Origin of the sequence: uncultured Streptomyces sp. (assembly GCF_947488945.1) — a bacterium.
Classification (GTDB): Bacteria; Actinomycetota; Actinomycetes; order Streptomycetales; family Streptomycetaceae; genus Streptomyces.
Genome location: NZ_CANLBS010000032.1, coordinates 1 through 26,616, shown reverse-complemented (window position 1 = coordinate 26,616; position 26,616 = coordinate 1). Strand labels below are relative to the sequence as shown.

At 74.3% G+C, this 26,616-nt stretch carries 23 protein-coding genes and 1 tRNA gene; 18 read left to right on the top strand and 6 right to left on the bottom strand.

The window, feature by feature from the left end:
- Nucleotides 1–204: 204 nt before the first annotated feature.
- Entirely contained in the window at nt 205–1,641 is a 1,437-nt protein-coding gene (argH, locus tag Q0994_RS31530; RefSeq protein ID WP_299541648.1) for an argininosuccinate lyase, read from the top strand.
- 178 nt (nt 1,642–1,819) lie between these two features.
- Nucleotides 1,820–2,791, top strand: coding sequence for an aldo/keto reductase (locus tag Q0994_RS31525; protein ID WP_299541709.1), 972 nt, complete (start codon nt 1,820–1,822; stop codon nt 2,789–2,791).
- A gap of 40 nt (nt 2,792–2,831) precedes the next feature.
- Here Q0994_RS31525 and Q0994_RS31520 read toward each other — a convergent pair whose 3' ends face one another.
- Complete coding sequence (locus tag Q0994_RS31520) at nt 2,832–3,347, bottom strand: hypothetical protein (protein WP_299541646.1); 516 nt, start codon at nt 3,345–3,347, stop codon at nt 2,832–2,834.
- Nucleotides 3,348–3,444: 97 nt separating this feature from the next.
- Here Q0994_RS31520 and Q0994_RS31515 point away from each other — a divergent pair, with 97 nt between their 5' ends.
- Together Q0994_RS31515 and Q0994_RS31510 are read left to right on the top strand one after the other, a co-directional pair.
- Complete coding sequence (locus Q0994_RS31515; protein ID WP_299541644.1) at nt 3,445–3,996, top strand: TetR/AcrR family transcriptional regulator; 552 nt, start codon at nt 3,445–3,447, stop codon at nt 3,994–3,996.
- A complete protein-coding gene (locus Q0994_RS31510; protein ID WP_299541642.1) occupies nt 3,993–5,537 on the top strand; it encodes an MFS transporter in 1,545 nt (514 codons plus the stop codon). The genes Q0994_RS31515 and Q0994_RS31510 overlap by 4 nt, the downstream gene beginning before the upstream one ends.
- A gap of 327 nt (nt 5,538–5,864) precedes the next feature.
- Here the strand turns inward: Q0994_RS31510 and Q0994_RS31505 are convergent, their stop codons facing one another.
- Entirely contained in the window at nt 5,865–6,536 is a 672-nt protein-coding gene (locus Q0994_RS31505) for a 1-acyl-sn-glycerol-3-phosphate acyltransferase (RefSeq protein ID WP_299541640.1), read from the bottom strand.
- A gap of 232 nt (nt 6,537–6,768) precedes the next feature.
- Between Q0994_RS31505 and Q0994_RS31500 the strand changes: the two genes are divergently transcribed.
- From Q0994_RS31500 to Q0994_RS31490, 3 genes are all read left to right on the top strand, one after another.
- Nucleotides 6,769–7,947, top strand: a complete 1,179-nt coding sequence (locus tag Q0994_RS31500) for a glycerophosphodiester phosphodiesterase (RefSeq protein ID WP_299541638.1) — start codon at nt 6,769–6,771, stop codon at nt 7,945–7,947.
- Nucleotides 7,948–8,134: 187 nt separating this feature from the next.
- Nucleotides 8,135–8,689, top strand: a complete 555-nt coding sequence (locus Q0994_RS31495) for an RNA polymerase sigma factor (protein WP_299541636.1) — start codon at nt 8,135–8,137, stop codon at nt 8,687–8,689.
- Nucleotides 8,690–8,735: 46 nt separating this feature from the next.
- Nucleotides 8,736–9,239: a GNAT family N-acetyltransferase gene (locus Q0994_RS31490; RefSeq protein ID WP_299541706.1), complete on the top strand. Its 504-nt coding sequence runs from the start codon at nt 8,736–8,738 to the stop codon at nt 9,237–9,239.
- A gap of 85 nt (nt 9,240–9,324) precedes the next feature.
- Here Q0994_RS31490 and Q0994_RS31485 read toward each other — a convergent pair whose 3' ends face one another.
- Nucleotides 9,325–9,780: a hypothetical protein gene (locus tag Q0994_RS31485; RefSeq protein ID WP_299541634.1), complete on the bottom strand. Its 456-nt coding sequence runs from the start codon at nt 9,778–9,780 to the stop codon at nt 9,325–9,327.
- Between the two features lies 1 nt (nt 9,781).
- Nucleotides 9,782–10,141, bottom strand: coding sequence for a hypothetical protein (locus tag Q0994_RS31480; RefSeq protein WP_299541632.1), 360 nt, complete (start codon nt 10,139–10,141; stop codon nt 9,782–9,784).
- A 742-nt stretch (nt 10,142–10,883) separates the two neighbouring features.
- On the opposite strand from Q0994_RS31480, the gene Q0994_RS31475 reads away from it, so the two are divergent.
- The 8 genes from Q0994_RS31475 (at nt 10,884) to Q0994_RS31440 (ending at nt 22,203) form a co-directional block, all read left to right on the top strand.
- The gene (locus Q0994_RS31475) at nt 10,884–11,984 is read left to right on the top strand and encodes a methionine ABC transporter ATP-binding protein (protein WP_299541629.1); all 1,101 of its coding nucleotides are present in this window, start codon (nt 10,884–10,886) and stop codon (nt 11,982–11,984) included.
- Nucleotides 11,981–12,652, top strand: a complete 672-nt coding sequence (locus tag Q0994_RS31470; protein WP_299541627.1) for a methionine ABC transporter permease — start codon at nt 11,981–11,983, stop codon at nt 12,650–12,652. The genes Q0994_RS31475 and Q0994_RS31470 overlap by 4 nt, the downstream gene beginning before the upstream one ends.
- Before the next feature lie 104 nt (nt 12,653–12,756).
- The gene (locus tag Q0994_RS31465) at nt 12,757–13,620 is read left to right on the top strand and encodes a MetQ/NlpA family ABC transporter substrate-binding protein (RefSeq protein WP_299541625.1); all 864 of its coding nucleotides are present in this window, start codon (nt 12,757–12,759) and stop codon (nt 13,618–13,620) included.
- A gap of 142 nt (nt 13,621–13,762) precedes the next feature.
- Nucleotides 13,763–14,410 carry a GNAT family N-acetyltransferase gene (locus tag Q0994_RS31460; RefSeq protein ID WP_299541623.1) on the top strand — a complete coding sequence of 216 codons (648 nt, stop codon included), beginning with the start codon at nt 13,763–13,765 and terminating at the stop codon, nt 14,408–14,410.
- A 122-nt stretch (nt 14,411–14,532) separates the two neighbouring features.
- Nucleotides 14,533–15,759: a precorrin-6y C5,15-methyltransferase (decarboxylating) subunit CbiE gene (gene cbiE, locus Q0994_RS31455; RefSeq protein ID WP_299541620.1), complete on the top strand. Its 1,227-nt coding sequence runs from the start codon at nt 14,533–14,535 to the stop codon at nt 15,757–15,759.
- Nucleotides 15,760–16,093: 334 nt separating this feature from the next.
- Nucleotides 16,094–19,834: a nicotinate-nucleotide--dimethylbenzimidazole phosphoribosyltransferase gene (gene cobT / locus Q0994_RS31450; protein WP_299541618.1), complete on the top strand. Its 3,741-nt coding sequence runs from the start codon at nt 16,094–16,096 to the stop codon at nt 19,832–19,834.
- A gap of 233 nt (nt 19,835–20,067) precedes the next feature.
- Nucleotides 20,068–21,321, top strand: coding sequence for a uroporphyrinogen-III C-methyltransferase (cobA, locus tag Q0994_RS31445; protein WP_299541616.1), 1,254 nt, complete (start codon nt 20,068–20,070; stop codon nt 21,319–21,321).
- 60 nt (nt 21,322–21,381) lie between these two features.
- Nucleotides 21,382–22,203 (top strand): RNA methyltransferase, encoded by an 822-nt coding sequence (locus Q0994_RS31440; protein ID WP_299541614.1) that lies wholly within the window; start codon nt 21,382–21,384, stop codon nt 22,201–22,203.
- A gap of 243 nt (nt 22,204–22,446) precedes the next feature.
- Here Q0994_RS31440 and Q0994_RS31435 read toward each other — a convergent pair whose 3' ends face one another.
- Nucleotides 22,447–23,853: a serine/threonine protein kinase gene (locus Q0994_RS31435; protein WP_299541612.1), complete on the bottom strand. Its 1,407-nt coding sequence runs from the start codon at nt 23,851–23,853 to the stop codon at nt 22,447–22,449.
- A gap of 611 nt (nt 23,854–24,464) precedes the next feature.
- Between Q0994_RS31435 and Q0994_RS31430 the strand changes: the two genes are divergently transcribed.
- From Q0994_RS31430 to Q0994_RS31420, 3 genes are all read left to right on the top strand, one after another.
- Nucleotides 24,465–24,650 (top strand): hypothetical protein, encoded by a 186-nt coding sequence (locus Q0994_RS31430; RefSeq protein ID WP_299541609.1) that lies wholly within the window; start codon nt 24,465–24,467, stop codon nt 24,648–24,650.
- A gap of 333 nt (nt 24,651–24,983) precedes the next feature.
- Complete coding sequence (locus Q0994_RS31425) at nt 24,984–26,048, top strand: aminoglycoside phosphotransferase family protein (RefSeq protein ID WP_299541607.1); 1,065 nt, start codon at nt 24,984–24,986, stop codon at nt 26,046–26,048.
- Between the two features lie 75 nt (nt 26,049–26,123).
- Nucleotides 26,124–26,423, top strand: coding sequence for a zf-TFIIB domain-containing protein (locus Q0994_RS31420; RefSeq protein WP_299541704.1), 300 nt, complete (start codon nt 26,124–26,126; stop codon nt 26,421–26,423).
- A 114-nt stretch (nt 26,424–26,537) separates the two neighbouring features.
- Here the strand turns inward: Q0994_RS31420 and Q0994_RS31415 are convergent.
- Nucleotides 26,538–26,612: transfer RNA gene (locus Q0994_RS31415), tRNA-Val, on the bottom strand.
- Nucleotides 26,613–26,616: the final 4 nt, after the last annotated feature.

The window sequence follows — 26,616 nt, the reverse complement described above, 5'->3', positions numbered from 1 at the left end:
GTGGTTTCCGGGCGGCGGGACCGGGGAGATCATGAGTTTTGACAAAACATACGGACCACTGCATAGTTATACCTGCCCAGCGTGGGGTCATGAGGTCCCGCCCCGGCCCGCGTACCTTCGCGGCAGGCACGTCTCCGGCTTCCCGCTCCTCGGCGGCGGGGAGGCGGCCGCACCATCCACCCCCTTGTTCTCCCAGGAGCAGCAGTGAGCAACGGCAACGGCACCGGCCACGACGACGTACGCCTCTGGGGCGGCCGTTTCGCCGACGGACCGGCCGAGGCGCTGGCCAAGCTGTCCGCGTCCGTCCACTTCGACTGGCGGCTGGCGCCCTACGACATCGCCGGTTCCCGTGCCCACGCACGCGTCCTGAACAAGGCCGGGCTGCTCACCGACGACGAACTCACCCGCATGACCGCCGGACTCGACCAGCTCGAAGCCGACGTGGCGGACGGCTCGTTCACCGGCACCATCGCCGACGAGGACGTCCACACCGCCCTGGAGCGGGGCCTGCTGGAGCGGCTCGGCAAGGACCTCGGCGGCAAGCTGCGGGCCGGCCGGTCCCGCAACGACCAGGTCGCCACCCTCTTCCGGATGTACCTGCGCGACCACGCCCGGATCCTCGGCGGGCTGCTCGCCGACCTCCAGGACGCCCTGGTCGGTCTCGCCGACGCGCACCCGGACGTCGCCATGCCGGGCCGCACCCATCTCCAGCACGCGCAGCCCGTCCTCTTCGCCCACCACGTGCTGGCCCACGTCCAGTCGCTGTCCCGCGACGCCGAGCGGCTGCGTCAGTGGGACACCCGCACGGCCGTGTCGCCGTACGGCTCCGGCGCGCTGGCCGGTTCCTCGCTCGGTCTCGACCCGGAGGCCGTCGCCGCCGACCTGGGCTTCGAGGGCGGCTCGGTCGCCAACTCCATCGACGGCACCGCCTCCCGCGACTTCGTCGCCGAGTTCGCGTTCATCACCGCGATGATCGGCGTGAACCTCTCGCGGATCGCCGAAGAGATCATCATCTGGAACACGAAGGAGTTCTCCTTCGTCACCCTGCACGACGCGTTCTCCACCGGCTCCTCGATCATGCCGCAGAAGAAGAACCCGGACATCGCCGAGCTGGCGCGCGGCAAGTCGGGCCGTCTCATCGGCAACCTGACGGGCCTCATGGCCACGCTCAAGGCCCTCCCGCTCGCCTACAACCGCGACCTCCAGGAGGACAAGGAGCCCGTCTTCGACTCCTGCGACCAGCTGGAGGTCCTGCTCCCCGCCTTCACCGGCATGATGGCGACCCTCACCGTCAACCGGGAGCGGATGGAGGAGCTCGCCCCGGCCGGCTTCTCGCTCGCCACCGACATCGCCGAGTGGCTCGTGAAGCAGGGCGTCCCCTTCCGCGTCGCCCACGAGGTCGCGGGGGAGTGCGTCAAGGAGTGCGAGCACCGGGGCATCGAGCTCGACGAGCTGACCGACGAGCAGTTCGCCAAGATCTCCGAGCACCTGACGCCCGAGGTCCGCACGGTGCTCAACGTCCCCGGCGCGCTCGCCTCCCGCGACGGCCGGGGCGGCACCGCCCCCTCGGCGGTCGCCGTCCAGCTCGCCGAGGTCAAGCGGGACCTCGCCGTCCAGCACGCCTGGGCGCAGGCGCGGTAGCCGGCCGGGCCCTCGCGCGCCGGCTCCGGCCGGTGCGCGGCGGCCCGCACCCGCCCCACACCCCCGCCTGAGGTGTGGGGACGCTCTCGCGGGCTACGTTGACGGGGTGGGGCTGCCGCCGGCGCGGGCCGGGGCGGCCCCGGAGACGACGAGCCGTCCCGAGAGCGAGGAACCCACGATGTCCTTCGACCGCCTGACCGCAGCGACGACCTCGACCGCCCACATCGGGCTCGGCCTGGCCGCCGTGGGCAGGCCCGGCTACATCAACGTCACCCGCGACCTCGGGGAACCCGGGGCCCGCACCCCCGAGGCGCTGCGGGAGCGGACCCACGAACTGCTGGACGCCGCGTACGCCCAGGGCGTCCGGTACTTCGACGCCGCCCGGTCCTACGGCCGCTCCGAAGCGTTCCTCGCCGAGTGGCTGACCGCCCGCCCGCACGTCACGGACGTGGTCGTCGGCAGCAAGTGGGGCTACACCTACACCGCCGACTGGCGGATCGACGCCGAGGCCCACGAGGTCAAGGACCACGGCCTCGCCACCTACGAGCGGCAGCGCACCGAGACCCACGCCCTGCTCGGCGACCGGCTGGACCTCTACCAGATCCACTCGGTGACCGCCGACAGCCCGGCGCTCACCGACAAGGAGCTGCACGCCCGCCTCGCCGCGCTGGCCGCGGAGGGCGTCACCGTCGGCCTGTCCACCAGCGGCCCCGGCCAGGCCGACGCGATCCGGGCGGCGCTCGGCGTGACCGTCGACGGCGAGCCCCTGTTCCGTACCGTCCAGTCCACGTACAACGTGCTGGAGACCTCCGCCGGGCCCGCGCTCGCCGACGCCCACGACGCGGGACTCACCGTCATCGTCAAGGAGGCGATGGCCAACGGCCGGCTGGCCGGCGCCGACGCGCCCGCCGTGCTCCGCGAACTCGCCGCCGAGCAGGGCCTCGGCAGCGACGCAGCCGCGCTCGCCTTCGTGCTCCGGCAGCCGTGGGCCGGTGCGGTCCTGTCCGGCGCGACCACGGTCGACGAGCTCTCCGGCAACCTGCACGCCGTCACCCTCGACCTGGACGAGGAGCGGGTGGCACGGCTCGACGCCCTGGTGGAGGAACCGGAGGCGTACTGGCGCCACCGGGCCGCGCTGCCGTGGCACTGAGAACCCCGGCCCGCCGCCGCGGCCGCCCCGCCGGGCCCGTTCACGCCCCCGCGTCCGCCACCCACGCCGCCAGCGTGTCGAAGTCGCGCCGCACCAGGCCGACCCGCGGGTCGATCGTCAGCAGCAGCGCCCGTGCCGGGTGGTGGACGGTCACCCAGGCGCGGTCCCGGTCGGTGATCTCGTCGTCCACCCAGGCGAACGGCCGCCCGTCCGCGTACGCCACGACGTGCTGGGTCTTCCCGTACGTGGCGTCCGGTCCGGGACCGAGCAGGCCGGGCCACTCGACGTGCGGCAGCGCGGGCAGCCCCAGCTGCGGGGCGATCCAGCGGTTCGCCTCCGCCTTCCAGGTGGTGGCCCAGGCCAGCTCGAACCGGTCGGTCAGGGTCAGCAGCTCGTCGCCGTGCTCCGGGTTGAGCAGCACCGGCAGCGGGTCCCCGGCCTCCCAGCCGGTCGGGCGCATCAGGTGCCGCCGGTAGCCCTGCGGCGGGCGGCGGCGGGCGAGCGCCGCGAAGGGGTTCAGCGGCCCGTCGACGTCGATCAGCAGCAGCGGCTTCATCCCCCCATGCTGTCGCCGGGCGCGCCCGCGCGACACCGATACTGCTCCACGATCCCTTCCTGAGACAAAGTTGTCTCATGTGAGTTATGGTCGTCTCATGCCTCTCGACCGCGACCAGGTGCTGCGCAGCGCCGCCCGTCTGCTGACCCACAAGTCCACCGCCACGATGGACGAGGTGGCGCGGGCCGCCGGCATCAGCCGTGCCACCCTGCACCGGCACTTCGCCGGGCGGGACGCCCTGGTGAAGGCGCTGGAACGGCTCGGCATCCAGGAGTTCGAAGGCGCCGTCCGGGCCGCCGCGCTCGACGAGGGCACCTCCGAGGAGGCACTGCGTCGGCTCGTCGCCGCCGTGGAACCCTCCGCCGGACTGCTGGCCTTCCTCATCACGGAGAACCAGCTCTTCGAGGGCGACCAGGTCGACGACGGCTGGAGCCGCCTCGACGCGCAGGTGTCCGCCTTCTTCCGCGCCGGCCAGGAGCGCGGCGAGTTCCGCATCGACCTCACCCCCGCCTGGCTCACCGAGGCCCTCTACGGCCTGGTCTCCAGCGCCGCCTGGACCGTCCAGACCGGCCGGGTCGCCCCCCAGGACTTCACCCACATGGTCGCCGAGCTGCTGCTCGGCGGCGTACGACGGAGCGTGCAGCCGTGACCAGCACCGCCATACGACCCTCGACCACCGACGGACGCAGCCCCGGGCGGTGGATCGCGCTGGCCGTCCTCGTCCTCGCCGTGCTGCTGGTGGCGGTCGACGCGACCGTGCTCGGCCTCGCCACCCCCTACCTCAGCGAGGACCTCGAACCCACCGGCACCCAGCTGCTGTGGATCGGCGACGTCTACTCCTTCGTCATCGCCGGCCTGCTGGTCTCCATGGGCAGCCTCGGCGACCGGATCGGCCGCAAGAAGCTGCTGCTGACCGGCGCGGTCGCGTTCGGCGCGGTCTCGGTGCTCAACGCCTACGCCACCGGCCCCGGCATGATGATCCTCGCCAGGGCCCTGCTCGGCGTGGCCGGAGCGACGCTGATGCCGTCCACCCTCGCGCTCATCCGCAACCTCTTCCACGACCCCCGCGAACGCAGCCTCGCCATCGGCATCTGGGGCGCGACGGCCTCCGCGGGCGCCGCCGTCGGACCGGTCGTCGGCGGATTCCTCCTCGAACACTTCTGGTGGGGTTCGGTCTTCCTCATCAACCTGCCGGTGATGGCGGTCCTCGTCCTGGTCGGCATCACGTTCCTCCCCGAGTCGAAGAACCCCGCCCCCGGCCCGTGGGACCTGCCCAGCGTCCTGCTGTCGCTGGTCGGCGTCATCGGCGTCGTCTACGCGGTCAAGGAAGCCGCGGCGCACGGGATCGGCGCCCAGGTCCTGGCGGCCGCAGCCGTCGGCGCCGCCGCGCTCACCGGCTTCGTACGGCGCCAGCTCACCCTGCCGAAGCCGCTGCTCGACATGCGCCTCTTCCACCACCGGGGCTTCTCCGGGGCGGTCCTCGCCGACCTGCTGACCATCCTCGGACTGTCCGGGCTCATCTTCTTCCTCTCCCAGTTCCTGCAACTGGTCCAGGGGCGCGGTCCGCTGGAGGCGGGACTCGCCGAACTCCCGGCCGCCGTCGGCTCGGTGGCCGCGGGTCTGCTCGCCGGCACCGCCGCCCGCCGGTTCTCCGTGCGGTCGGTGGTCTCCGGCGGACTCGGCGCGGTCGGCGTGGCCCTGGCCTCCGTCACCCTGCTGAGCCGCGACACCGGCTATCCGCTGCTCGGGGCGATGCTGCTCATCGTCGGCGTCGGCGCCGGATTCGCCTTCACCGTCACGGCCGACGTCATCCTCTCCAGCGTCCCCCAGGAGGAGGCCGGTTCCGCCTCCGCGGTCTCCGAGACGGCGTACGAACTGGGCACGGCGCTCGGCATCGCCCTGCTCGGCTCCATCGTCACCGGCGTCTACCAGGGCTTCGCCACCCCGGCCGGAGTGCCCGCCGGCACGGCCGCCGCCGCCCACCAGTCGCTGGGCGGCGCGGTGGAAGCGGCCGGACCGCTGCCCGCCGGACAGGCGGCCGGGCTGGTCGCGGCGGCCCAGGACGCGTTCGTGGAGGGGATGCGGGCCGCCGCCGGGGTGGGCGCCGCCGTCCTGCTCGCCGCCGCCGTCGCCGCCTGGTTCCTGCTGCGCGGCCAGAAACTGGAGGACGGCGCCCCGGCACACGGCTGACCCGCCGTCACCCCGGCCGAACACCCGGCCCGCCGGCGTTCCGGAAGCACGGCCCGCCGTGGCGCGGGAGGGTCAGGCGGCCGGCTTCTCCCACACCGGGACATGGCTTTCGCTCTCCCGGGTGAACGGCCGCCCGTCCCCGCCCTCCCACCGCCCGCTCCGTACGCGTCGTCCGTGCGGTCCGCGGCGTCCGCGGCGTTCCCGTTCTCCTCGTCGGCCATGGCCGGGACCGCGCTCCCCGGCCGTCCGCGCCACACGTCCTTTTCCGCCCCGGGCACGCCGAAGGCCCGCGCCCCCGGAAGGGGGGCGCGGGCCCGTGGGGAGGCGTCAGGCGGCCTTGGCCTTGGTGGCGTAGATGTCCACGTACTCCTGGCCGGACAGCCGCATCACCTCGGCCATCACCGAGTCGGTCACCGCCCGCAGGACGTAGCGGTCGCGGTCCATGCCCTCGTAGCGCGAGAACTCCATCGGCTCGCCGAAGCGGACCGTGACCTTGCCCGGCCGGGGGATACCCGCCCCGCCCGGCTGAAGCTTGTCGGTGCCGATCATCGCGAACGGGATCACCGGCGCGCCCGTCATCAGCGTCAGCCGGGCGATGCCGGTGCGGCCGCGGTACAGCCTGCCGTCGGGGGAGCGGGTCCCCTCGGGGTAGATGGCGAAGGCGTTGCCCTCGTCCAGCACCCGGCGGCCCGTCATCAGCGCGGCGACCCCGCCCCGCCCACCGTCCCGGTCCACCGGGATCATGCCGCAGCCGGTGAAGAACCAGGCCATCGCGCGGCCCTTGATCCCCTTGCCGGTGACGTACTCGTCCTTGCCGATGTAGAACACCGGCCGGTCGACGCAGATCGGCATGATCATGGAGTCGATGAAGGTGAGGTGGTTGCCCGCGAGGATCACCGGCCCGTCCCCCGGGATGTTCTGCGCGCCCTCCACCTGCGGGCGGAACATCAGGCGCAGGATCGGTCCGAGCACTGCCTTGATGACCGTGAGTCGGGACAACGGTTCCTCCGGTGTCGTGGCCGGGCCGGCCGATGTGCGTTGAGGGTATGTGCAGGTGAGGACGATACTCGCGGGCACGCGCCGACCGCACACCGGGTTCACGCGGTCGATACGCGCTGTTGATGTGCGTTAACCCGCCGTTCCGGCGCGGGACGCCCAGCGTACCCGCCCGCTGCCTACGATCGGCCCGTCCCGCAGCGGCGCCCACCCACATCCCGTACGAGGAGTCCCCATGACAGACCGCGCGCAGCACGGCCCCGGCCGACGGACCCTCCTCGGGGCGGCGGTGCTCTCGACGGCGGCAATAGGGGCGGTGGCGGGGCCCGCGGCCGCGGCCCCGTCGTCGGAGGCCGGGAAGAAGGGCGGCGGACCGAAGGGCGGCGGACGCCGGCTGCGCGACCTGCCGGTCCCCACCGTCATCGGCCACCGCGGCGCGAGCGGCTACCGCCCCGAGCACACCCTCGGCTCCTACCAGCTCGCCCTCGACCTCGGCGCGCACATCGTCGAGCAGGACCTGGTGCCGACCAAGGACGGCCACCTCGTCTGCCGCCACGAGAACGACATCAGCGGCACCACCGACGTCGCCGCCCACCCCGAGTTCGCGGGCCGCAGGACGACCAAGACCGTCGACGGCGTCTCCCTCACCGGCTGGTTCACCGAGGACTTCACCCTCGCCGAGCTGAAGACCCTCCGCGCCACCGAGCGCATCCCGGGCACCCGCCAGGAGAACACCCTCTACGACGGCCGCTGGGAGATCCCCACCTTCGAGGAGGTGCTGCGCTGGGCCGAAACCCAGGGCCGCACCCGCGGCAAGCCGGTCTGGCTGTACGTCGAGACCAAGCACCCCACCTACTTCCGCTCCCTGGGGCTGGGCCTGGAGGAGCCGCTCGCCCGGCTGCTGCGCCGCTACGGCCGGGACCACGCCGACGCCGCCCTCATCCTCCAGTCCTTCGAGCCCGGCTCGGTCCAGCGGCTCGCGAAGCTGGTCTCCACCCCGCGCGTGGTGCTGCTCTCCGGCGCCTCCTCGCGGCCGTGGGACTTCACGGCGGCCGGCGACCCGCGCACCGTCGCCGACCTGGTCACCCCGGCCGGGCTGCGGTGGCTGGCGTCCTTCGCCCAGGGCATCGGTCCGACCCTGGACCTGGTGATCCCGCGCGACGCCGCCGGCAAGCTGGCCACGCCCACCACCCTGGTGCGCGACGCGCACGCCCAGGGGCTGGTGCTGCACCCCTACACGATGCGCAACGAGAACAGCTTCCTGCCGGCCGACTTCCGGCGCGGCACCGACCCGAACGCCTACGGGGACGCCTTCGGCGCCTTCCGGGCGTACTTCGCCACCGGGATCGACGGCGTCTTCTCCGACAACCCCGACACCGCCCTGCTCGCCGCGTCCGACGCGGGCCGCGACTGACGCGCCGCCCACCGCGCCACGCCCACCGGGCCCCCGCCCCGCCCGCCGCACCACGCCCACCGGGCCCCCGCCCCGCCCGCCGCACCCGGGCGGGCGGGGCCGCGTCAGCACGCCGCCCGAAGTGCCACGGGCGGGTGGCGCTCCACCGGTTCGGCAACCGGCCGGGCACGGCGGGCGTTGGGCGGGCATGACCCTCACCGATCACGTTCCGGCGGCCCCCACCGCGTACGCCGCCGTGTCCCTGCACCCGCTGCACCGGCTGGTCCGCGCCGAGGTCACGGCGGAGGCGCCCGCCGCGGCCACCGAGCCCGCCGACCTCGAACAGGCGGTCTGGCTGCACCTGCTGGAAGGGCTCGCCTCGGGCGCCGTCGCACCGCCCGCCGATCCCGGCCGCTGGATCCGGGACACCGTGCGCGCCGAGGCCCGCCGCGCCCGCCGATCCGCGCTGCGCGAGCGGCCGCACGACGAGGGCGAGCCGCCGGCCGGCCCCCGCGTGTGTCCCGAACGGACCCTGCTCGGCGCCGACGAACGGCGGGTGCTGCGCGCCGCGGTGGCCAGGCTGCCCGGCAAGTGCGCCGGGCTGCTGGAGGCGATGCTCTCGCCGGGCGACCCCACCTACCGCGAAATCGCAGGAGAGTTGGGTATGTCACAGGGGAGTTTGGGTCCGATGCGTTCCCGATGCCTTGGATGTCTGCGCAGAATGCTCGCGGCGGAGGTTGTAGCTCCTGAACTGCGGGGATAGGAGCGGTACACAACCGGCGGATCAGGTGAGCGGGAGGCATGCGCACATGGGCATGAGCGTGATCATCGAGGCGGCGGGCCCACAGGACGTCGAGCAGATCTTCAGACTTCAGTACCTCTGCTTCCAGAGCGAGGCGGAGCTGTACGGGAACTACCGGATCGACCCTCTGGTCCAGTCCCTCGAATCGGTCCGTGCGGAAGTCGCTACGGACCTCGTGCTGGTGGCCCGGCTCGGCGACGAAGTCGTCGGATCGGTACGGGGCTTCACCGAGGAGGACGGCACCGGACGGATCGGCAAGCTCTGCGTCCACCCCCGCCTCCGCGGCCACGGCCTGGGCGCCCGGCTGCTCGACGCGGCGGAGGCGGCCCTGGAGGCGGAGCGGCACCCCACCCGTTTCCGGCTGCACACCGGTCACCGCAGCGAGGGCAATCTGCGGCTCTACCGCCGCGCCGGATACGCCCGGGTCGGCGACGCCACCGGCGAGGACGGCGTACGGCTGATCCTGCTGGAGAAGGAAGCGGGCGCGCGGTCCTTCGTGGCCAGCGCGTAAGCGCCGGCGCACACGCCTTCGGGGCCGTACCCGGCGAACCCGCCGCGGTCCGGCCCCGGATGTGTGCCGCGCGAGGCGGGCGGCGTCAGAGGGTGCGGCGGCGGCGCAGCCAGAGAATGCCGGTCACCGGCAGGATCACCGGGATGAAGACGTACCCCATGCCGAAGTCGGACCAGACCGTGGCGTCGGGGAAGGCGGACGGGTCCGCCAGGGTCCACGCTCCGACGATCAGCACCCCCGCCAACTCGGCGGCGCAGCACAGCAGGGCCGCCCGGCGGGCGCCCTCCCCGCCGCGCACCAGCGAGTAGGTGATGAAGCCGTACACGCACGCTGCGACCGCCGACAGCACGTACGCGAGCGGGGCGCGGTCGAAGTCCGTCGCCATCTGGACGATCGAGCGGGAGGCCGCCGCGACGGTGAACACCCCGTAGAACCAGACCAGCATCCGGCCGGGGCCCGAGGCCAGCCGACCCGACGGGGACTGCGGGGCGGCGGTCGCGCCGGCCGCGTCCGGGGCCTGGGTGCGGTCGGTGTCGGTCACGTCAGTTTCCCCAGATGTCGTAGAGGCGGACCTGCAGCACGGCCAGGACGACCGCACCGGCGGCCACGGTCGCCGAACCCCAACGGGTCCGCTCGGTCAGCGACATGACACCGGCCGCCGGGACCGCCGCGAAGCAGCCGATGAGATAGCAGATGAAGATCGTCATGCCCTGGTCGGGCCGCTCGCCGCGGGCCAGCAGCACGATGCCCACCACGAGCTGGGCGAACGCCAGCAGCGAGACCACCGCCATGCCGATGAAGTGCCAGTCCTTGGTGGGCTGGTCCCGGTAGGCGGCGAATCCGCACCAGGCGGCGAGGGCGAGCGCGGCCACGGCGAGCGTGACCGTCAGGGCGACGAGCATGAGCCGAGGGTATTACGGCCCCGCCCGGAACCGGCGTGCGACCCCGCGCCCCCGGCCCCGCCCCGGCGTGCGACCCCGGCCCCGCCCCGGCCCGGCCCGCTCCCCAGGGGGCCGTGCGGCCCCGGGCTTCCGGACCGTTCACCCGCCGGGCGTCCGTCCGCGGCCCCTCCGCCTCTGCGGTCACTCCGCCCGTCACGCTTCGTGTACGAACCGAAGGGGGCCACCACCGCCCCCCGCCGTGGCGTTGGCCACATCGCACGGGCGTACACCCCGCCCCCACGGCCCCTGGCCGGTACCCCGAGGACCGGTATCCGTGCAGGTCAGAGAGACCCTATAACGTACGGTGGAGGCAGCGGGGCCGCGCCGCGGGGGCCGGCCCGGAGGTGTCCGGTATCCGGACACTCTCGGACCCGGAGAAGTTACATCTGTTTTACTTGGCCCATGACCACGACGAGCAACCGCACCCCTGCGACCGAGGCGATCAGCGCGCCCGGTGCTCGTTGTATGTGTCGAATGCGCGCCATCTGAGGGCCCCCGCCTGCGTCTCGCGCCCCGAAGCGAGACCGAGCCGTGCCGTCCGCGCCCCCGCGGACCGAGCCACGCCCCGCACGAGTCGACCCGGCCACCGCCGGGCCCCACGTGCCGAGACCGACCGGCCGACCGTGCCGGTCCGGCCTCTTCGGACGAACGCCCCGTGCCCGGCGGACACCGCGCCGCGCACTCGACAGTGACGGAAACCCCTGTGATCACCACTTCGGGCCTCACGAAGGTCTACCAGTCGCGCGACCGCGAGGTCACCGCACTCGACGACGTCGACCTGCACGTCCGCGAGGGCGAGGTGTTCGGCGTCATCGGACAGAGCGGCGCCGGAAAGTCCTCCCTGATCCGCTGCGTCAACCTCCTTGAACGCCCCACCTCCGGCACCGTCACCGTGGCCGGACAGGACCTCACGGCCCTCGCCGGCCGCGGTCGGCGGGCCGGCCGGGAACTGCGCGAGGCGCGCGGCCGGATCGGCATGGTCTTCCAGCACTTCAACCTCCTCTCCTCCCGCACCGTCCTCGGCAACGTCGAACTGCCGCTGGAGATCCTCGGCGTCTCCGGCCAGGCCCGCACCCGCAAGGCCCGCGAACTCCTCGACCTGGTCGGCCTCGCCGACAAGGCCAAGGCGTACCCCGGCCAGCTCTCCGGCGGACAGAAGCAGCGCGTCGGCATCGCCCGCGCCCTCGCCGGCGACCCGAAGGTGCTCCTCTCCGACGAGGCGACCTCCGCCCTCGACCCCGAGACCACCCGCTCGATCCTCCAGCTCCTGCGCGACCTCAACCGCGAGCTGAACCTCACCGTCCTGCTGATCACGCACGAGATGGACGTCGTCAAGACGGTCTGCGACTCCGCCGCGCTGATGCGCCGGGGCCGCGTCGTCGAGTCCGGCACCGTCGGCGACCTGCTCGCCACCCCCGGCTCCGAACTGGCCGGCGCGCTCTTTCCCGTCGGCGGCGGCGTCTCCGGCCCGGACCGCACGGTCATCGACGTCACCTTCCACGGCGAGTCCGCCGGACGCCCGGTGATCTCGCAGCTCTCGCGGACGTACAACATCGACATCTCGATCCTCGGCGCCGCCATGGACACCGTCGGGGGCAAACAGATCGGCCGGATGCGCATCGAACTGCCCGGCACGTTCGACGACAACGTCGTGCCGATCGGCTTCCTGCGCGAACAGGGACTCCAGGCCGAGATCGTCCGGGCCGAAGCCGAAGCCGAAGCCGAAGCCGGGGCCGACGCCGAAGCCGCAGCCGCCGTCCCGGCCCAGACCCCCGCCCCGCTCGCCAAGGAGGCCGCGAAGTGACCTGGTCCGAGATGCAGCCCCTGCTGACGCAGGGCACCTTCGACACCCTCTACATGGTCCTGTGGTCCGCGCTGGTCACCGTCGTGATCGGCCTGCCGCTCGGCGTGCTCCTCGTCCTCACCGACAAGGACGGCCTGCTCCGCAACACCGTGGTCAACAAGGTCGTCGGCGTGATCGTGAACATCGGGCGCTCGCTCCCCTTCATCATCCTGCTGATCGCCCTGATCCCCTTCACCACCTGGGTCGTCGGCACCTTCATCGGCCCCACCGCGATGATCGTCCCGCTCGCGGTCGGCGCCGTCCCGTTCTTCGCCCGGCTCGTCGAGACCGCCGTCCGCGAGGTCGACCACGGACTCGTCGAAGCCGTCCAGTCGATGGGCGGCTCGGTGCCCACCATCGTCCGCAAGGTGCTGCTCCCGCAGGCCCTCCCGTCCCTGGTCTCCGGCGTCACCACCACCGTCATCGTGCTGATCGGCTACTCCGCCATGGCCGGTGCGGTCGGCGGCGAAGGGCTCGGCTCCAAGGCCGTCACCTACGGATTCCAGCGGTTCGACAACCAGTTCATGCTCGTCACCGTCGTGCTGCTGATCGTCATCGTCTCCGTGGTCCAGCTCGTCGGCGACCTCGCCGTGCGGCTGCTCGCCCGCCGGGGCCGCACCGCCTCCTGACCTCCCTCCGACGCCGGCCGGCGGCGACCCCGTCGCACCGGCGCGACCTCAGCCCGCACTCCTTGTCCGGGCGCACCACCTCACCACCGAAAGAGGCACTCTTCGTGCGCAAGAACCAGAAGCTCGCCGCGGCAGCCGCCGCCACCGCCGCTCTCGCCCTCGGCCTCACCGCCTGCGGCACCTCCTCCGACCCGTCCTCCAGCGGCGCCGGCGCGAGCGCCGACACCTCCAAGGCCCTCGTCGTCGCCGCGTCCCCGACGCCGCACGCCGACATCCTGAACTTCGTCAAGAAGAACCTGGCGGAGAAGGCGGGCCTCAAGCTGGAGGTCAAGGAGTTCACGGACTACGTCCTGCCGAACACCGCGACCGAGACCGGCCAGGTCGACGCCAACTTCTTCCAGCACAAGCCGTACCTCGACGACTTCAACAAGAAGAACGACACCCACCTGGTGCCGGTCGTCAAGGTGCACCTGGAGCCGCTGGGCGTCTACTCCAAGACGATCAAGGACATCAAGGACATCAAGGCCGGTCAGACCATCGCCGTGCCCAACGACACCACCAACGAGGGCCGCGCCCTGCTGCTCCTCGCCGACCAGGGCGTCATCACCCTCAAGGACGGCGTCGGCACCGACGCCACCCTGAACGACATCACGGACAAGAAGGGCCTGGAGTTCAAGGAACTGGAGGCCGCCACCGTGCCCCGCGCCCTGGACGACGTCGACGCCGCCGTCATCAACGGCAACTACGCGATCGAGGCCAAGCTCAAGCCCGCCGAGGACTCCCTCGCCCTGGAGAGCGCCGACGGCAACCCGTACGCCAACCTCCTCGTGGTGAAGGACGGCAACGAGAAGGACCCGCGCGTCGAGAAGCTCGCGAAGCTCCTCAACTCCGACGAGGTCAAGCAGTACATCGAGGACACCTACGACGGTTCGGTCGTCCCGGCGTTCGGCGCCTCCGACGCCTCCTGACCCCCGCGGTCCCTCCGGCGGAGCCCCGCACCCCCCGGCCCGGGGGGTGCGGGGCTCCGCCGCGCGCGGACCCGCCCATGCGCCCGGCACGCCCGATGCTGCATGCTGTGCCTTTAACCCGGTACTCGGCATGGAGCTGCGCATGACTGCCACCTTTCCGTCCATCTCCATCAGCACGGACAGATTGGTGCTGCGCCCCTTCGACGCCGCCGACGTACCCCCGCTCACCGACATGATGAACGACGAGGCCGTCACCGCCTGGACCGAAGGCCCGCACCCCTACACCACGACCGACGCCGAACGCTGGGTCCGCCGCATCGCGCCCGCCGAACGCACCCAGGGCCGCGGCATCGTCCTCGCCGTCACCGAGTTCCTCACCCAGCGGCTCGTCGGCTCCGTACGGCTGCTGAACACCGACTGGCGCACCAGGTCCACCGAGGTCGTCTACATCACCGCCCCCTGGGCCCGCGGCGAGGGATACGCCACCGAAGCCGTGCTCGCCCTCGCCGAATGGCTCTTCCGCGACCAGGGGTTCGAACGCATCGAGCTGCGCACCCAGGCCGACAACACCGCCTCCCAGCAGGTCGCGCAGAAACTCGGCTGCATCAGCGAAGGCGTCCTGCGCAACGCGTGCATAGCGCGCACCCGGACCGAGAACGGCGAGGACGGCGGCTGGACCGACGTGCGCACCGACTTCATCGTCTGGGGGCTGCTCCCCGAGGACCTCGAAGGCGTCGCGGAACAACTCGCGGACGCCGGGGGATACGGCACGTACGACGACTGGGGCTGACGGCGGGCGGTCCCCCGCACGGCCCCGGGGACGACCCGGTAACCTCACCCTGCCCGCCGGACCCCGTCCGGCGGGGCGGCACGCCCGCAGCACGGCACCAGCGAACCAGGAGACACACGACGATGGCCGACCGCGTCACGGTGATCGGCTGGGACGGTTCGCCGCTGACCCGCGCGGCGACGGCGGCGCTCTCCGCCGCGACGCTCGTCGCCGGAGCCGCCCACCACCTCGCGCTCCCCGAAATCCCCGGCGGCGCCGAACGCGTCCGGCTCGGCAGCGTCGACCTCGCCGCCCGTCGGATCGCCCGCCACCGCGGCAGCGTCGTGGTCCTCGCCGACGGCGACCCCGGCTTCTTCGGCGTCGTCCGCACCCTGCGCGCCCCCGAACACGGCCTGGAGGTCGAGGTGGTGCCGGCGGTCTCCTCCGTCGCCACCGCCTTCGCCCGTGCCGGAATGCCGTGGGACGACGCCCAGATCGTCGTCGCCCACCCGCGCACCCTGCGCCGCGCCGTGAACATCTGCCGCGCCCACCACAAGGTCGCCGTCCTCACCTCGCCGGGCGCCGGACCGGCCGAACTCGCCCTGCTCCTGGAGGGCGTCCACCGCACGTTCGTGATCTGCGAGGAACTCGGCACCGAGCGCGAGCGCGTCACGGTCCTCACCTCCGACAAGGTCGCCGACCACACCTGGCGCGACCCGAACGTCGTCATCGTGGCCGGCGGCGGCCCCGAAACGTCCGCCACCGGCGGCTGGTTCGCCGGACGCGCCCCCGGAACCGTCCGCGGCTGGGCCCTGCCGACGCGCGAGTACGCGACCGGCGACGCGAGCCCCGAGCGGTACGTGGAGGGCGAGTCGCCCGGTCTGCGCGCCGCTCAACTCGCCCGCCTAGGCCCCCGCGCGGGCGACCTCGTCTGGGACCTCGGCTCCGGCAGCGGCGCGTTCGCCGTGGAGGCCGCCCGCTTCGGGGCCGCCGTGCTCGCCGTCGACAGCGACCCGGAGGCCTGCGAACGGACGGCCGCAGCGGCCGGCGCCTTCGGCGTCACCGTCGACGTGGTGCACGGCCGCGCCCCGCACGTCCTGGAACGCCTGCCCGAACCCGACGTGGTACGCGTCGGCGGCGGCGGGGTCCAGGTGCTGGCCGCCGTGGTGGACCGGCGCCCCGAACGGATCGTCACCCACGCCGCGACACGGGACCAGGCCGAGGCTCTCGTCGCCGCCCTCTCCGGCACCGGCTACCAGGTCGAGTGCACGCTGCTGCAGTCCGTCGAACTGGACACCGACGTATGGGCGGAACGCGAACGCTCCGTCGTCTTCCTGCTCTCCGCCCGGCGTTCGGAGCACGCCCCCTGACCAGGTCGCCGGGGCGCGAGAGGTAGGCTGGCCGATCGTCGTACCGAACCGCGCCGTTCGACGCTTCGTGCGTCAATGTCCGGAAAAGGGGACTCTTTTGGTCCATCTTGTGGTAGGGCGCAACCGGGGAAAGCGCAACGTGGCGCAGTCCACATCGGGTCGCTGCGCAACGGCCTGCCGCCGCGGCGGGCGGACGCGAGAATATGAAGAGGTCCGCGGGCGTTTCGTGCCGCGCGGCGAGCCCGCTCGTTCTACGTGACGAGTACCGGCGTGCCGTGGCCGCGCGTCCCGGGCGAAGGGCCGAAGGAGCACTGACGATGGGCAAGGGGTACGCATGACTGACACCGGCCGGTTCCCGGAAGAGGGACAGCCGGAGAACGCAGGCATGGTGGAGCAGCCGGGCGTACCCGCCCCGGGTGACTACACCTACCTCGAACCCTCCGCACACGCCCCCGAGGACGACGACCTGCTGCTGATGCCGGCCGCCCAGGGCGCCTGGAGCGAGCACCAGACCGCTCCGGGCCACGCCCGGCCCGCCGGCCAGGACTCCGCCGCGCAGGCGCAGGTCCCCTCCGCGCAGGCACAGGTCCCCGAGCAGGTCCGCACTCCGTACGACACCCGCCCGCAGACCCCGGTCCGCCGCCCGCTGCACCGCGGGCCGTCCGCCGTGGACGGCCCGACGTACGGCACCACCCCGCCCGGCGGCGGTGTGGTCCGCTCGCTCGCCGACCGCGGCCCGGCCGGAGCCCCGCGCACGCACACCCCGGTGCGCCACGCCGCGCCGAGCGCACCCGCCCCCGAGTCCTACGAGGCCCCGGCCGAGGAGACCCCGGTGCTGCCCGGCCCGCAGTTCGGCGAGGTCCCGCCGCAGGGCGGCGCCTGGGCGCCCGCCCAGCCGGAGGCTCCCACCCAGCCGGAGACGTCCCTCCCGCCGGAGACGGCTCCCGCCGAGGTGCCCGCCACCCCGGAGGCCGTGCCGGTCCCGGAGCAGACAGCCGCGCCCGAGCAGCTTGCCGGCGGGGAGGACTCCCTCGCCGCCGTGCCCGCCGCCGAGGAACAGCGGGCCCCCTTCGCGCCCGCTGCCTATGAGGCCCCTGCGGCGTACGAGACGTCCGTGCCGCACGAGACGCCCGTGGCGACCGAGACGCACGAGACGCACGAGACGCACGAGACGGCTCAGGCGTACGAGACCGCCGGGGTGCCTGCGGCTGTTGACGCTCCCGTGGCTGACGGTGCTCCTGTCGCTGCCGGTGAGTCCGCGACCCCGGAGGTTGTCGAGGCGCCGGTGACCCCCGAGGCGCCCGCGCCCCAGGCGGTTTCCGAGGCCCCGGTGGGCGCTGAGGCCCCCGTGGCTCCCGAGGTTTCCGGGACGGCCGCGGCCCCCGTGGCGTACGAGCCGGGTGAGCCCGCCGGGATCCCCGTGGCGGCCGTGGCCGACGTGGCCCCGGTGGTCGCCGCGGTTCAGGAGGCTCCCGCGGCCCCGGAGACTCCCGTGTGGCCCGCCCAGGAGGTCCCGCAGGACGCCGCGCAGGCGTTCGCCCCGGCCGACAGCCCTTCCGCCGAGCCCGCCCCCGCCGAGCCCGCCCCCGCTCCGTACACGGAAGCCGGGCACGCTCCCGTGACCGATGTCGCGGCAGAAACGGTCGTCCCCGACCTGCCCGCGACCGCTCCCGCCGGACCGGCCGGGCCGCAGGTTCAGGCCGTGGCCTCCCCGGACGCCGTAGGGACCGCGCCGGAACCGGTGGCGGTGCCCGAGCAGAGGGAGCCGGCCGACGAAGCGACCGCATACGCCGTTCCGGCCGGGCTCCCGGCCGAGGCGCCCGCCGACCGGCAGGCCCCGTACGAGACCGCCGGGCAGGCCGCGCACGCCGACCAGCAGGCGCCGTCCACCGAGCAGGCCCCGTACGAGACCGCCGAGCAGGTCCAGTACGCCGACCAGCAGGCGCCGTACGACACCTCCGGGCAGGCCCTCCCCGAGGCGTCCGTCGCGGTGCCGCCGGCCGAGCCGTTCGTGGACGCGTCCGCCGCGTCCGCCCGCGAGGCGGCCCGGGCGCGGGAAGCCGCCGAGGAGGCCGAAGAGCCCGTCGAGGAGCCTGTCCCGGCCCGGGTCCCGTTCGCGATGGGTCCGGTCCACCGGGCCCCGGACGAGCCCGCCGCGGCGCCCGCGGAGCTGCCTGTCCCCGACGATCAGAACCTCCCCGCCGAGCAGCCCCCGACCGCGGAGCAGCCCTGCGCCAACGGGCAGACCGAGTCCGCCGGGCAGACCGAGTCCGCCGAGCTGCCCCCGGAGGCCGTCGGGCCCACCGACGCCGAACCGGCCGCCGAGCCCGTCCTCGCGCCCGGCCCCCCGGCCCCCGGCTACGACGAGGCCGAGCGCGAGGCCGTGCTGCGGGTCATGCGCGAGCGCCGCGACATCCGCAACGGCTTCCGCAGCGACCCCATCCCGCACGAGGTCCTGCTCCGGGTCCTCGAAGCCGCCCATACCGCGCCCAGCGTCGGTCACTCGCAGCCGTGGGACTTCGTGGTCATCCGGTCCGCCGAGACCCGCCGCGCCATGCACGAACTGGCCGAGCGCCAGCGCGACGCCTACGCGACCTCGTTGCCCAAGGGCCGGGCCAAGCAGTTCAAGGCCCTGAAGATCGAGGCCATCCTCGACACCCCCGTCAACATCGTCGTCACCGCCGACCCGACCCGGGGCGGCCGCCACACGCTCGGCCGGCACACCCAGCCGCAGATGGCCCCGTACTCCTCGGCGCTGGCCGTGGAGAACCTATGGCTCGCGGCCCGCGCCGAAGGGCTCGGCGTCGGCTGGGTCAGCTTCTTCGACGAGCGCGAGATGGTCCGCGCCCTCGGCCTGCCCGAGCACCTCGAAGTCGTCGCCTATCTGTGCGTCGGATACGTCGACGAATTCCCCGAGGAGCCCGAGCTGATGCAAGCCGGCTGGTCCAAGCGCCGTCCCCTGTCCTGGGTCGTCCACGAGGAGACGTACGGCCGCCGGGCGCTGCCCGGCGAGGAGCCCCACGACCTGCTCCAGGAGACGATCTCCGCCATCCGCCCGCTGGACGCCAAGGCGCTCGGCGAGGCATGGGAGCGGCAGAAGCGCATGACCACGCCCGCGGGCGCCCTCGGCATGCTGGAGATCATCTCCGCCCAGCTCGCCGGACTGTCCCGCGCCTGCCCGCCGCCGATCCCCGAACCCGCCGCCGTCGCGATCTTCGCCGGCGACCACGGGGTGCACGCCCAGGGCGTCACCGCGTGGCCGCAGGAGGTCACCTCCCAGATGGTGGCCAACTTCCTCGCGGGCGGCGCGGTCTGCAACGCCTTCGCCAACCAGGTCGGCGCCGAGGTGTGCGTGGTCGACGTCGGCGTCGCCGGCGAGCTGCCCGCCACCCCCGGCCTGCTGCCCCGCAAGGTGCGCCCCGGCACCGCGGACTTCACCACCGGGCCCGCGATGAGCCGCGAGGACGTCCTCGCCGCCATCGAGGTCGGCATCGAGACCGCCCGCGACCTGGTCGCGGCCGGCAACAAGGGCCTGCTCATCGGCGAGATGGGCATCGCCAACACCACCGCGTCGGCGGCGCTCATCTGCGTGTACACCGACAGCGACCCGTCCGAGGTCACCGGCCGCGGCACCGGCATCAACGACGAGATGCACGCCCGCAAGGTGGACGTGGTGCGCCGCGCCCTGGACCTGCACCAGCCCGACCCGTCCGACCCGATCGGCGTCCTCGCCGCGGTCGGCGGCCTGGAGCACGCGGCGATGGCCGGCTACCTCCTCGGCGGCGCCTCGCTCCGCATCCCCGTCATCCTCGACGGGGTCAGCGCGGGAGCCGCCGCCCTGGTCGCCCGCGCGATCGCCCCGGAGGCCATGGCCGCGTGCATCGCGGGCCACCGCAGCGCCGAGCCCGGCCACGTCGCCGCGCTCAACAAGCTCGGCCTGCGTCCGCTGATCGACCTCGACCTGCGGCTCGGCGAGGGCACCGGCGCCCTGCTCGCCCTGCCGATCGTGCAGAGCGCGGCCCGCGCCATGCACGAGGTCGCCACGTTCGACTCGGCGGGCGTCACCGAGAAGTGACGGACCGCCCCGGGAGCCCGGCCCACCCGCCGGGCTCCTGAGGCGTACCGCACACCGGCGTCCGGCCGGCCCCGGCGCGCCACCCCGTATCGTGGTCCGCGCCACCCTCCCGTACATCCGCACGTCACGGCCGCTCCACCGCCGCAGCGCCCGTACCCCCGTCGTACCGTGCCGCGTCCCGCGCCCACGTCCGCGCCGCACGCGCCGCACCCTGCCGAGGAGTCCGCCCCGCCATGGCCGAGCACGCCGATCACCCCGCCTACCCCGTCGGACTGCGTCTCCACGGGCGCCGCGTCGTCGTCGTCGGCGGCGGGCAGGTCGCGCAGCGCCGACTGCCCGCGCTCATCGCGACCGGCGCCGACATCACCCTCGTCTCGCCGTCCGCCACCCCGTCCGTCGAGGCGATGGCCGACGCCGGCGAGATCCGCTGGGAGCGCCGCCACTACCAGGACGGGGACCTCGCGGACACCTGGTACGCGCTGGTCGCCAGCAGCGACCACGCCGCCAACACCGCGGCCTCCGCCGAGGCCGAACGCACCCGCACCTGGTGCGTGCGCAGCGACGACGCCGAGGCGGCGACCGCCTGGACGCCCGCCACCGGCCGCAGCGAGAACGTCACCGTGGCGGTCCTCACCACCACCTCCCAGGGACGCGACCCCCGGCACTCCGCCGCCGTGCGCGACGCGATCGTGGAGGGCCTGCGCGACGGCACCCTCGCCGCCCCGCACCACCGCACCCACACCCCCGGCGTCTCCCTCGTCGGCGGGGGCCCCGGCGACCCCGACCTGATCACCGTCCGCGGCCGACGCCTGCTCGCCGCCGCCGACGTCGTCATCGCCGACCGGCTCGGCCCCCGCGACCTGCTCGACGAACTCCCGCCGCACGTCGAGGTCATAGACGCGGCCAAGATCCCGTACGGCCGGTACATGGCCCAGGAGGCCATCAACCAGGCACTGATCGAGCACGCCAAGGCCGGCAAGGCCGTCGTACGCCTCAAGGGCGGCGACCCGTTCGTCTTCGGGCGCGGCATGGAGGAGGCCCAGGCCCTGGCGGCCGAGGGCATCCCCTGCACGGTCGTTCCCGGCATCTCCAGCACCATCTCCGTCCCCGGCGCCGCCGGCATCCCGGTCACCCACCGCGGGGTCGCGCACGATTTCACCGTCGTCAGCGGCCACGTCGCCCCCGACGACCCGCGCTCGCTCGTCGACTGGGCCGCCATCGCCCGGCTGCGCGGCACCCTGGTGCTGCTGATGGCGGTCGACAAGATCGGCAAGATCTCCGCCGCCCTGATCGCCCACGGCAAGGACCCCGGCACCCCCGTCGCCTTGATCCAGGAGGGCACCACGGCCGCCCAGCGCCGTGTCGACGCCACCCTGGCGACCGTCGGCGAGCGGGCCGTGGCGGAGGACGTCCGGCCGCCCGCCGTCATCGTCGTCGGCGACGTCGTGGGCGTCGGCCTGGACACCGTCACGCCGCCCACCCACTGACCCACCCGCCGACCGACGCTCCCCAGCGGACCGTCCCCGCACCGGACGAGGCACCCTCCCGTGGCTGAACCCCTCACCGTCGACGACCCCGCCGACCCGCGCCTGCACGACTACACCGGCCTGACCGACGTCGAGCTCCGCCGCCGCCGGGAACCCGCCGAGGGACTCTTCATCGCCGAGGGCGAGAAGGTCATCCGCCGCGCGATCGCGGCCGGCCACCCGATGCGTTCGATGATGCTCACCCCCAAGTGGGCCGGGGTGATGGCCGACCTCATCGGGGCGACCGACGCGCCGGTCCACCTGGTCAGCCCGGAGGTGGCCGAGCGGGTCACCGGCTACCACGTGCACCGGGGCGCGCTGGCCTCGATGGAGCGCGGCCCGCTCCGCCCGGTGCCCGAACTCCTCACCGGGCGCCGGATCGCCGTCTTCGAGGACATCGTCGACCACGCCAACCTCGGGGCGGCCTTCCGCAACGCCGCGGCCCTCTCCGTCGACGCGGTCCTGCTCACCCCGCGCTGCGCCGATCCGCTCTACCGCAGGGCCGTCAAGGTCTCGATGGGCACCGTCTTCCAGGTCCCGTGGACCCGCCTGGAGTCCTGGCCCGCGGACGCCGGCCTGCTCCGGGGGGCGGGCTTCCACACCGCCGCGCTCTGCCTCGGCGAGCGCTCCCTCACACTCGACGAGCTGGCCGCCCAGGACCACGAACGCCTCGCGCTCGTCTTCGGCACCGAGGGCGACGGCCTGTCCCGCGACGCCCTGGCCGCCGCCGACAGCCACGTCCGCATCCCGATGGCCCCCGGCGTCGACTCCCTCAACGTCGCCGCCGCCTCCGCGGTCGCCTTCTACGCCACCCGCCCCGAAGCGGCCCGCTGGTCCCGGTAGCCGCCCGGCCCGCCGCGCCCCCGGGCAACGGGACCGCGGGGCCCGCCCCGGCGGCGCACCCGACACCCCCGAGCGGCCACCGCAGGGCGAGCACGGATCGCGAGGGCTCCGCGCACCGAGGATTTCCCGCCGGGGGTTCCGGCCGGGAGGCGTGCGTTCTGGGGGTGCGTACCGAGGTGTGCATGGCGGGGGGTGTGTGCGTGCCGCGCGGCCTGCGTGCCGAGGGGTTGCGTGCCGGGGGAGCTATCCCTCGACGCGGCCCTCCGCCGCGGCCGCCGGTCCGCCGGACCTCTCCGTCACCGGGCCCAGCCCGTCGGCCGGGCCCTGGCAGCCCTGGGCGGCCGCGATGCCGAGGGCGACCAGCAGGGTCACCACCACGAACACCACCAGTCGCTGACGGAGCAGTCGCGGGTTGGCGGGCCGCCGGCCGGTGCCGGTCGTGCGGCTGCCGCCCGGACGGGTGCCCTGCCGGTGGCCCGTGGTGTTACGGCCCGCCGCCGGACGCCGGACCGGACGTGTACCGTCCCGCCCCTGCGGAGGCCGGGCCCCGCCGGTCCGCGCACCGCTCGTCCGGGAATCACCGGACCGGGAATCGCCGGCCCGCGGATCACCGGTCCGGGGCGCCGTGGCGCGGCCGGAGCCGGCGGCGGACGGCGAGGACGCCGGACCGGAGGCCGGCGCGGGGCGCCTGCCCTGCGGCGGCCGGGTGTTCGACGGGCTCTCCGCCCGCCGCGTGTGCTGGTCGGTCCAGGGGCTGTCGAGCCGCCCCGTCGGGCGGTCCGCCTCGTGCGGGGAACGCTGGGCGGGCGGCCGGCTCTCGTGCAGCCCCTGAGCCTCCCGTGCCGCGATCTCCTTCAGCCGCATGGAGAGCTGGAGCGTGCTCGGCCGCTCCTCCGGGTCCTTCGCCAGGCAGGCCCGTACCAGCGGGGCCAGCGCGTCGTGCACGTCGTACAGGTGAGGCTCCTCGTGCACCACGCGGTACAGCATCACCTCGGAACTGCCGTGCCCGAAGGGGGAGTCGGCCGTCGCCGCGTACGCCAGCGTGGCGCCGAGCGAGAAGACGTCGGTGGCCGGCGTCACCGCGGCGCCGCGCACCTGCTCGGGCGCGAGGAAGCCGGGGGAGCCGACGGCGGTGCCGACATGGGTCAGCGTGCTCGCACCGGTCGCCCAGGCGATGCCGAAGTCGATGATCCGCGGGCCCTTGGGGGAGAGCAGGATGTTGGACGGCTTCAGGTCCCGGTGGACCACCCCCGCCTCGTGCACCGCGACCAGGCCCTCGGAGAGCGCCGCGCCGATCGTGGCGACCTCCGCCGCCGACAGCGGGCCCTCCTCGGCGACCTTGTCGTGCAGGGACGGACCCGGGACGTACTGGGTCGCGAACCACGGGCGGTCCGCTTCCAGATCGGCCGCGACCAGACGGGCCGTGCAGCCTCCCCTGATCCGCCGGGCCGCCGACACCTCGCGGGCGAACCGCGAGCGGAACTCCTGATCCTCCGCCAGGTCCGGCCGGATCACCTTGAGCGCCACCCGCTGGCCGCGCCGGTCCGAGCCGAGGTAGACGACCCCCATGCCGCCCGCTCCGAGCCGCCGGTGCAGTCTGAACGAGCCGACGAGACGCGGATCCTCGCGCCGGAGCCGCATCATCGCCATCGTCTGCCCATCCCCGCTGCCTGGTCCGCCTGACGAGGCACAGCTTACGTATCCCGCGCCCGGCGCGCTCAGAGGCCGCGCCCTCGCCGCAGATTCGATCGCGGGTGCCCGGTCCGGGGGCCGAAGGACGGTCAGAAACGGACTCGTACGGCGACCCTGACGCACGGTCGCCCACAAGGACGCTCCGCTCAGGGGCGGTTGCCGCCCCGCGGGGATCACGCGACGCCGCCGCCGCGCTGCCGGTCCGCCCCGGACGCGGCGTCCCGCACACCCCGCCGACCTGCGGCTCCCCGGCGGATCCGGCCGGCTCCGCCCCCGTCCGGAGTGAGTGACATCACCCCCTCCGTACCTTTTCCGGCGCGGCCCCCGGCCGTCGGACCCGTCCCGTGAGGGCGTTCCGTCTCCGGGACGGCCTCCGCCTCCCGCCCGGGATCCGTTCGGGTGTTCTCCACCCAGGGGAGTACGACGATTACGCACGGCTCATCCTCCCGGAGGCCCGCCGATCGGTACGCGGGCATGACGACCCCGCGCCCCCGCCTGCCTAGGGTTGATCTCGGAGCGGCGGCCGACGGAGCAGCCGCCCACCACCACACCCGGTCAGGAGAGGACCCATGGCGGACACGGCCACGAGGGCCATGTTCCGGGCACGCGGCCGCGAGGCGCCTGCCGGAACCCGTCACCCGCTGGTGGCGGCGGCCATGGTTCTTCCTTTGGCGGCCCTTCTGGTGGTCGTCTTCGGCGGCTGGGACGCGGTGGTCACACAGGCGTCGTCCGTGGGCGTGATGCTGGGGCGCTGAGCGGCGCCCCGGGTCCGGAAGAGCGGTCCGGACCGGGACATCGGCCTGTTCAACCCCGTGGGGACGGGGGTGCGGCGGACGACTGCGCGTGTCCGGCCGGCTGCGAAGCCGGCCGGACATCGCTCTGTCCGGGACCGGTACGGTACGGGGGCAGCGCCCGCCGAACGCTCGCGCCCCGGACCGTGGGACGAGCCGCGCGCGACGCCCACGCGGTCACGGGACGGCCGGACCGCGCGCACCACGAGCGCGTGGGTGCGCCGCGCCACGGCGATCCCCGCGGGCGGTGCCCGGTGGCGGTGCCGCCGAGACCGTGCACGACGACCGGGGGAGCCGATGGAACGCGAGCGGCACGACGAGGACGCCCCCGCCCCCGGTTCCCTGGCGCACGACCTCGGCACCCGCGCCCGCGCCGCCGCGCACGCCGTGCTGCACCCGGGGACCGCGACCGCTCCCGCGATCGTCCCCCGCACCGCCCCGCCGACCCCCTGCGGGTGCCCGCGCCCCCTTGTGCTGGCCGACCGCGCCGATGGCACGGTGGTGCGCTGCGGCCCCGTGGTGGCCAAGGCGCACGCCCCCGACGCCGATCCCGCCGGGCTGGACGCCCGCCTCGCGCTCGCCGCGTCCCCCGCCCTCGCCGGCGTCCTGCTCCCTCCCCTCCCCGGAAGCCCCGGCCCCCCGGCCCCCGGCCCACGCGCCCCCGGTCCGGCCGCCCGCACCCGCGACGGACGGGCCGTCTCGCTCTGGCCGTACGGCGAACCGGTGGACCCCGACGACCCGGACGCCGCCCCCTGGGAGGAGGCGGCCGGGCTGCTGGCACGTCTCCACCTGACCGCGCCCCCGCACCCGCTGCCGCCGATGCGGGGCCCGGTCAAGGCCGCGCTCGCGGTCGCCCGGATGGGCGCGGCCCGCCCCGGGGAGCCGGTCACCGGACCGGTGCTGGCCGCCTGGCACGCCCTGCCGGGCTGGGCCCGCGGCGAGGCCGCCGCGCCCCCGCGCCGGGCGGGTTTCCTGTGCCACGGCGATCTGCATCTGGGCCAGTTGGTGCGCGACCCGTCCCCGTACGGGAGTTGGCTGCTCATCGACGTGGACGACGCCGGACTCGGCGACCCCGCCTGGGATCTCGCCCGCCCCGCCGCCTGGTACGCGGCCGGACTCCTCGCCCCGGACGTCTGGTCCCGTTTCCTCGCCGCCTACCGCGCGGCCGGCGGCCCCGCCGTGCCTGCGTCCGGCGACCCCTGGGCGCACCTGGACGTGCCGGCCCGCGCGCTGACCGTGCAGACCGCCGCGCTCGCCCTCGCCAAGTCCGCGGCGGAACAGCGCATTCCGGACGAAGTGGAACAGATGGTGATCGACGCCTGCGCGCGGATGGCCGCCGTCCCGCCCGAGTTGACGGCGTGACGGGCGTCGTAGGGTGAACCGACCGTCGCCGGGCAGGATCCGGTGACGGAAACCGACGGCGAGGAGCCCGAGTCGATGATGCAGTGCCCCAAGTGTCACGCCCAGATGCACACGTACAACCGCAACGGTGTCCAGATCGAGCAGTGCAGCGGCTGCCGGGGGATATTCCTCGACTACGGCGAGCTGGAGTCGCTGACGCGCCTGGAGTCGCAGTGGACGCAGCAGGCGCCGCCGCCCGTGCCGCCGTCCCCGCAGGGCTACCCGGCCGCGGCCCCCGCCGCGCCCGCCTGGGGCGCACCGCAGCACGGCGGGCACGGCGGCCACTACGGCCACCACCGCCAGAAGAGCTTCGGCCGGATGCTCTTCTCCTCCTGATCCGTCGCCCGCCGCCGTGCGGGTCCGCGGAAGCCCGGGGCTTCGGGACCCGCACCCGGGGCGACCGCGGGAACGAGAAAATCCCCGGCCGTGGAGACGGCCGGGGATTTCCGGTGGTGCGCGATACTGGGATTGAACCAGTGACCTCTTCCGTGTCAGGGAAGCGCTCTCCCGCTGAGCTAATCGCGCGGGG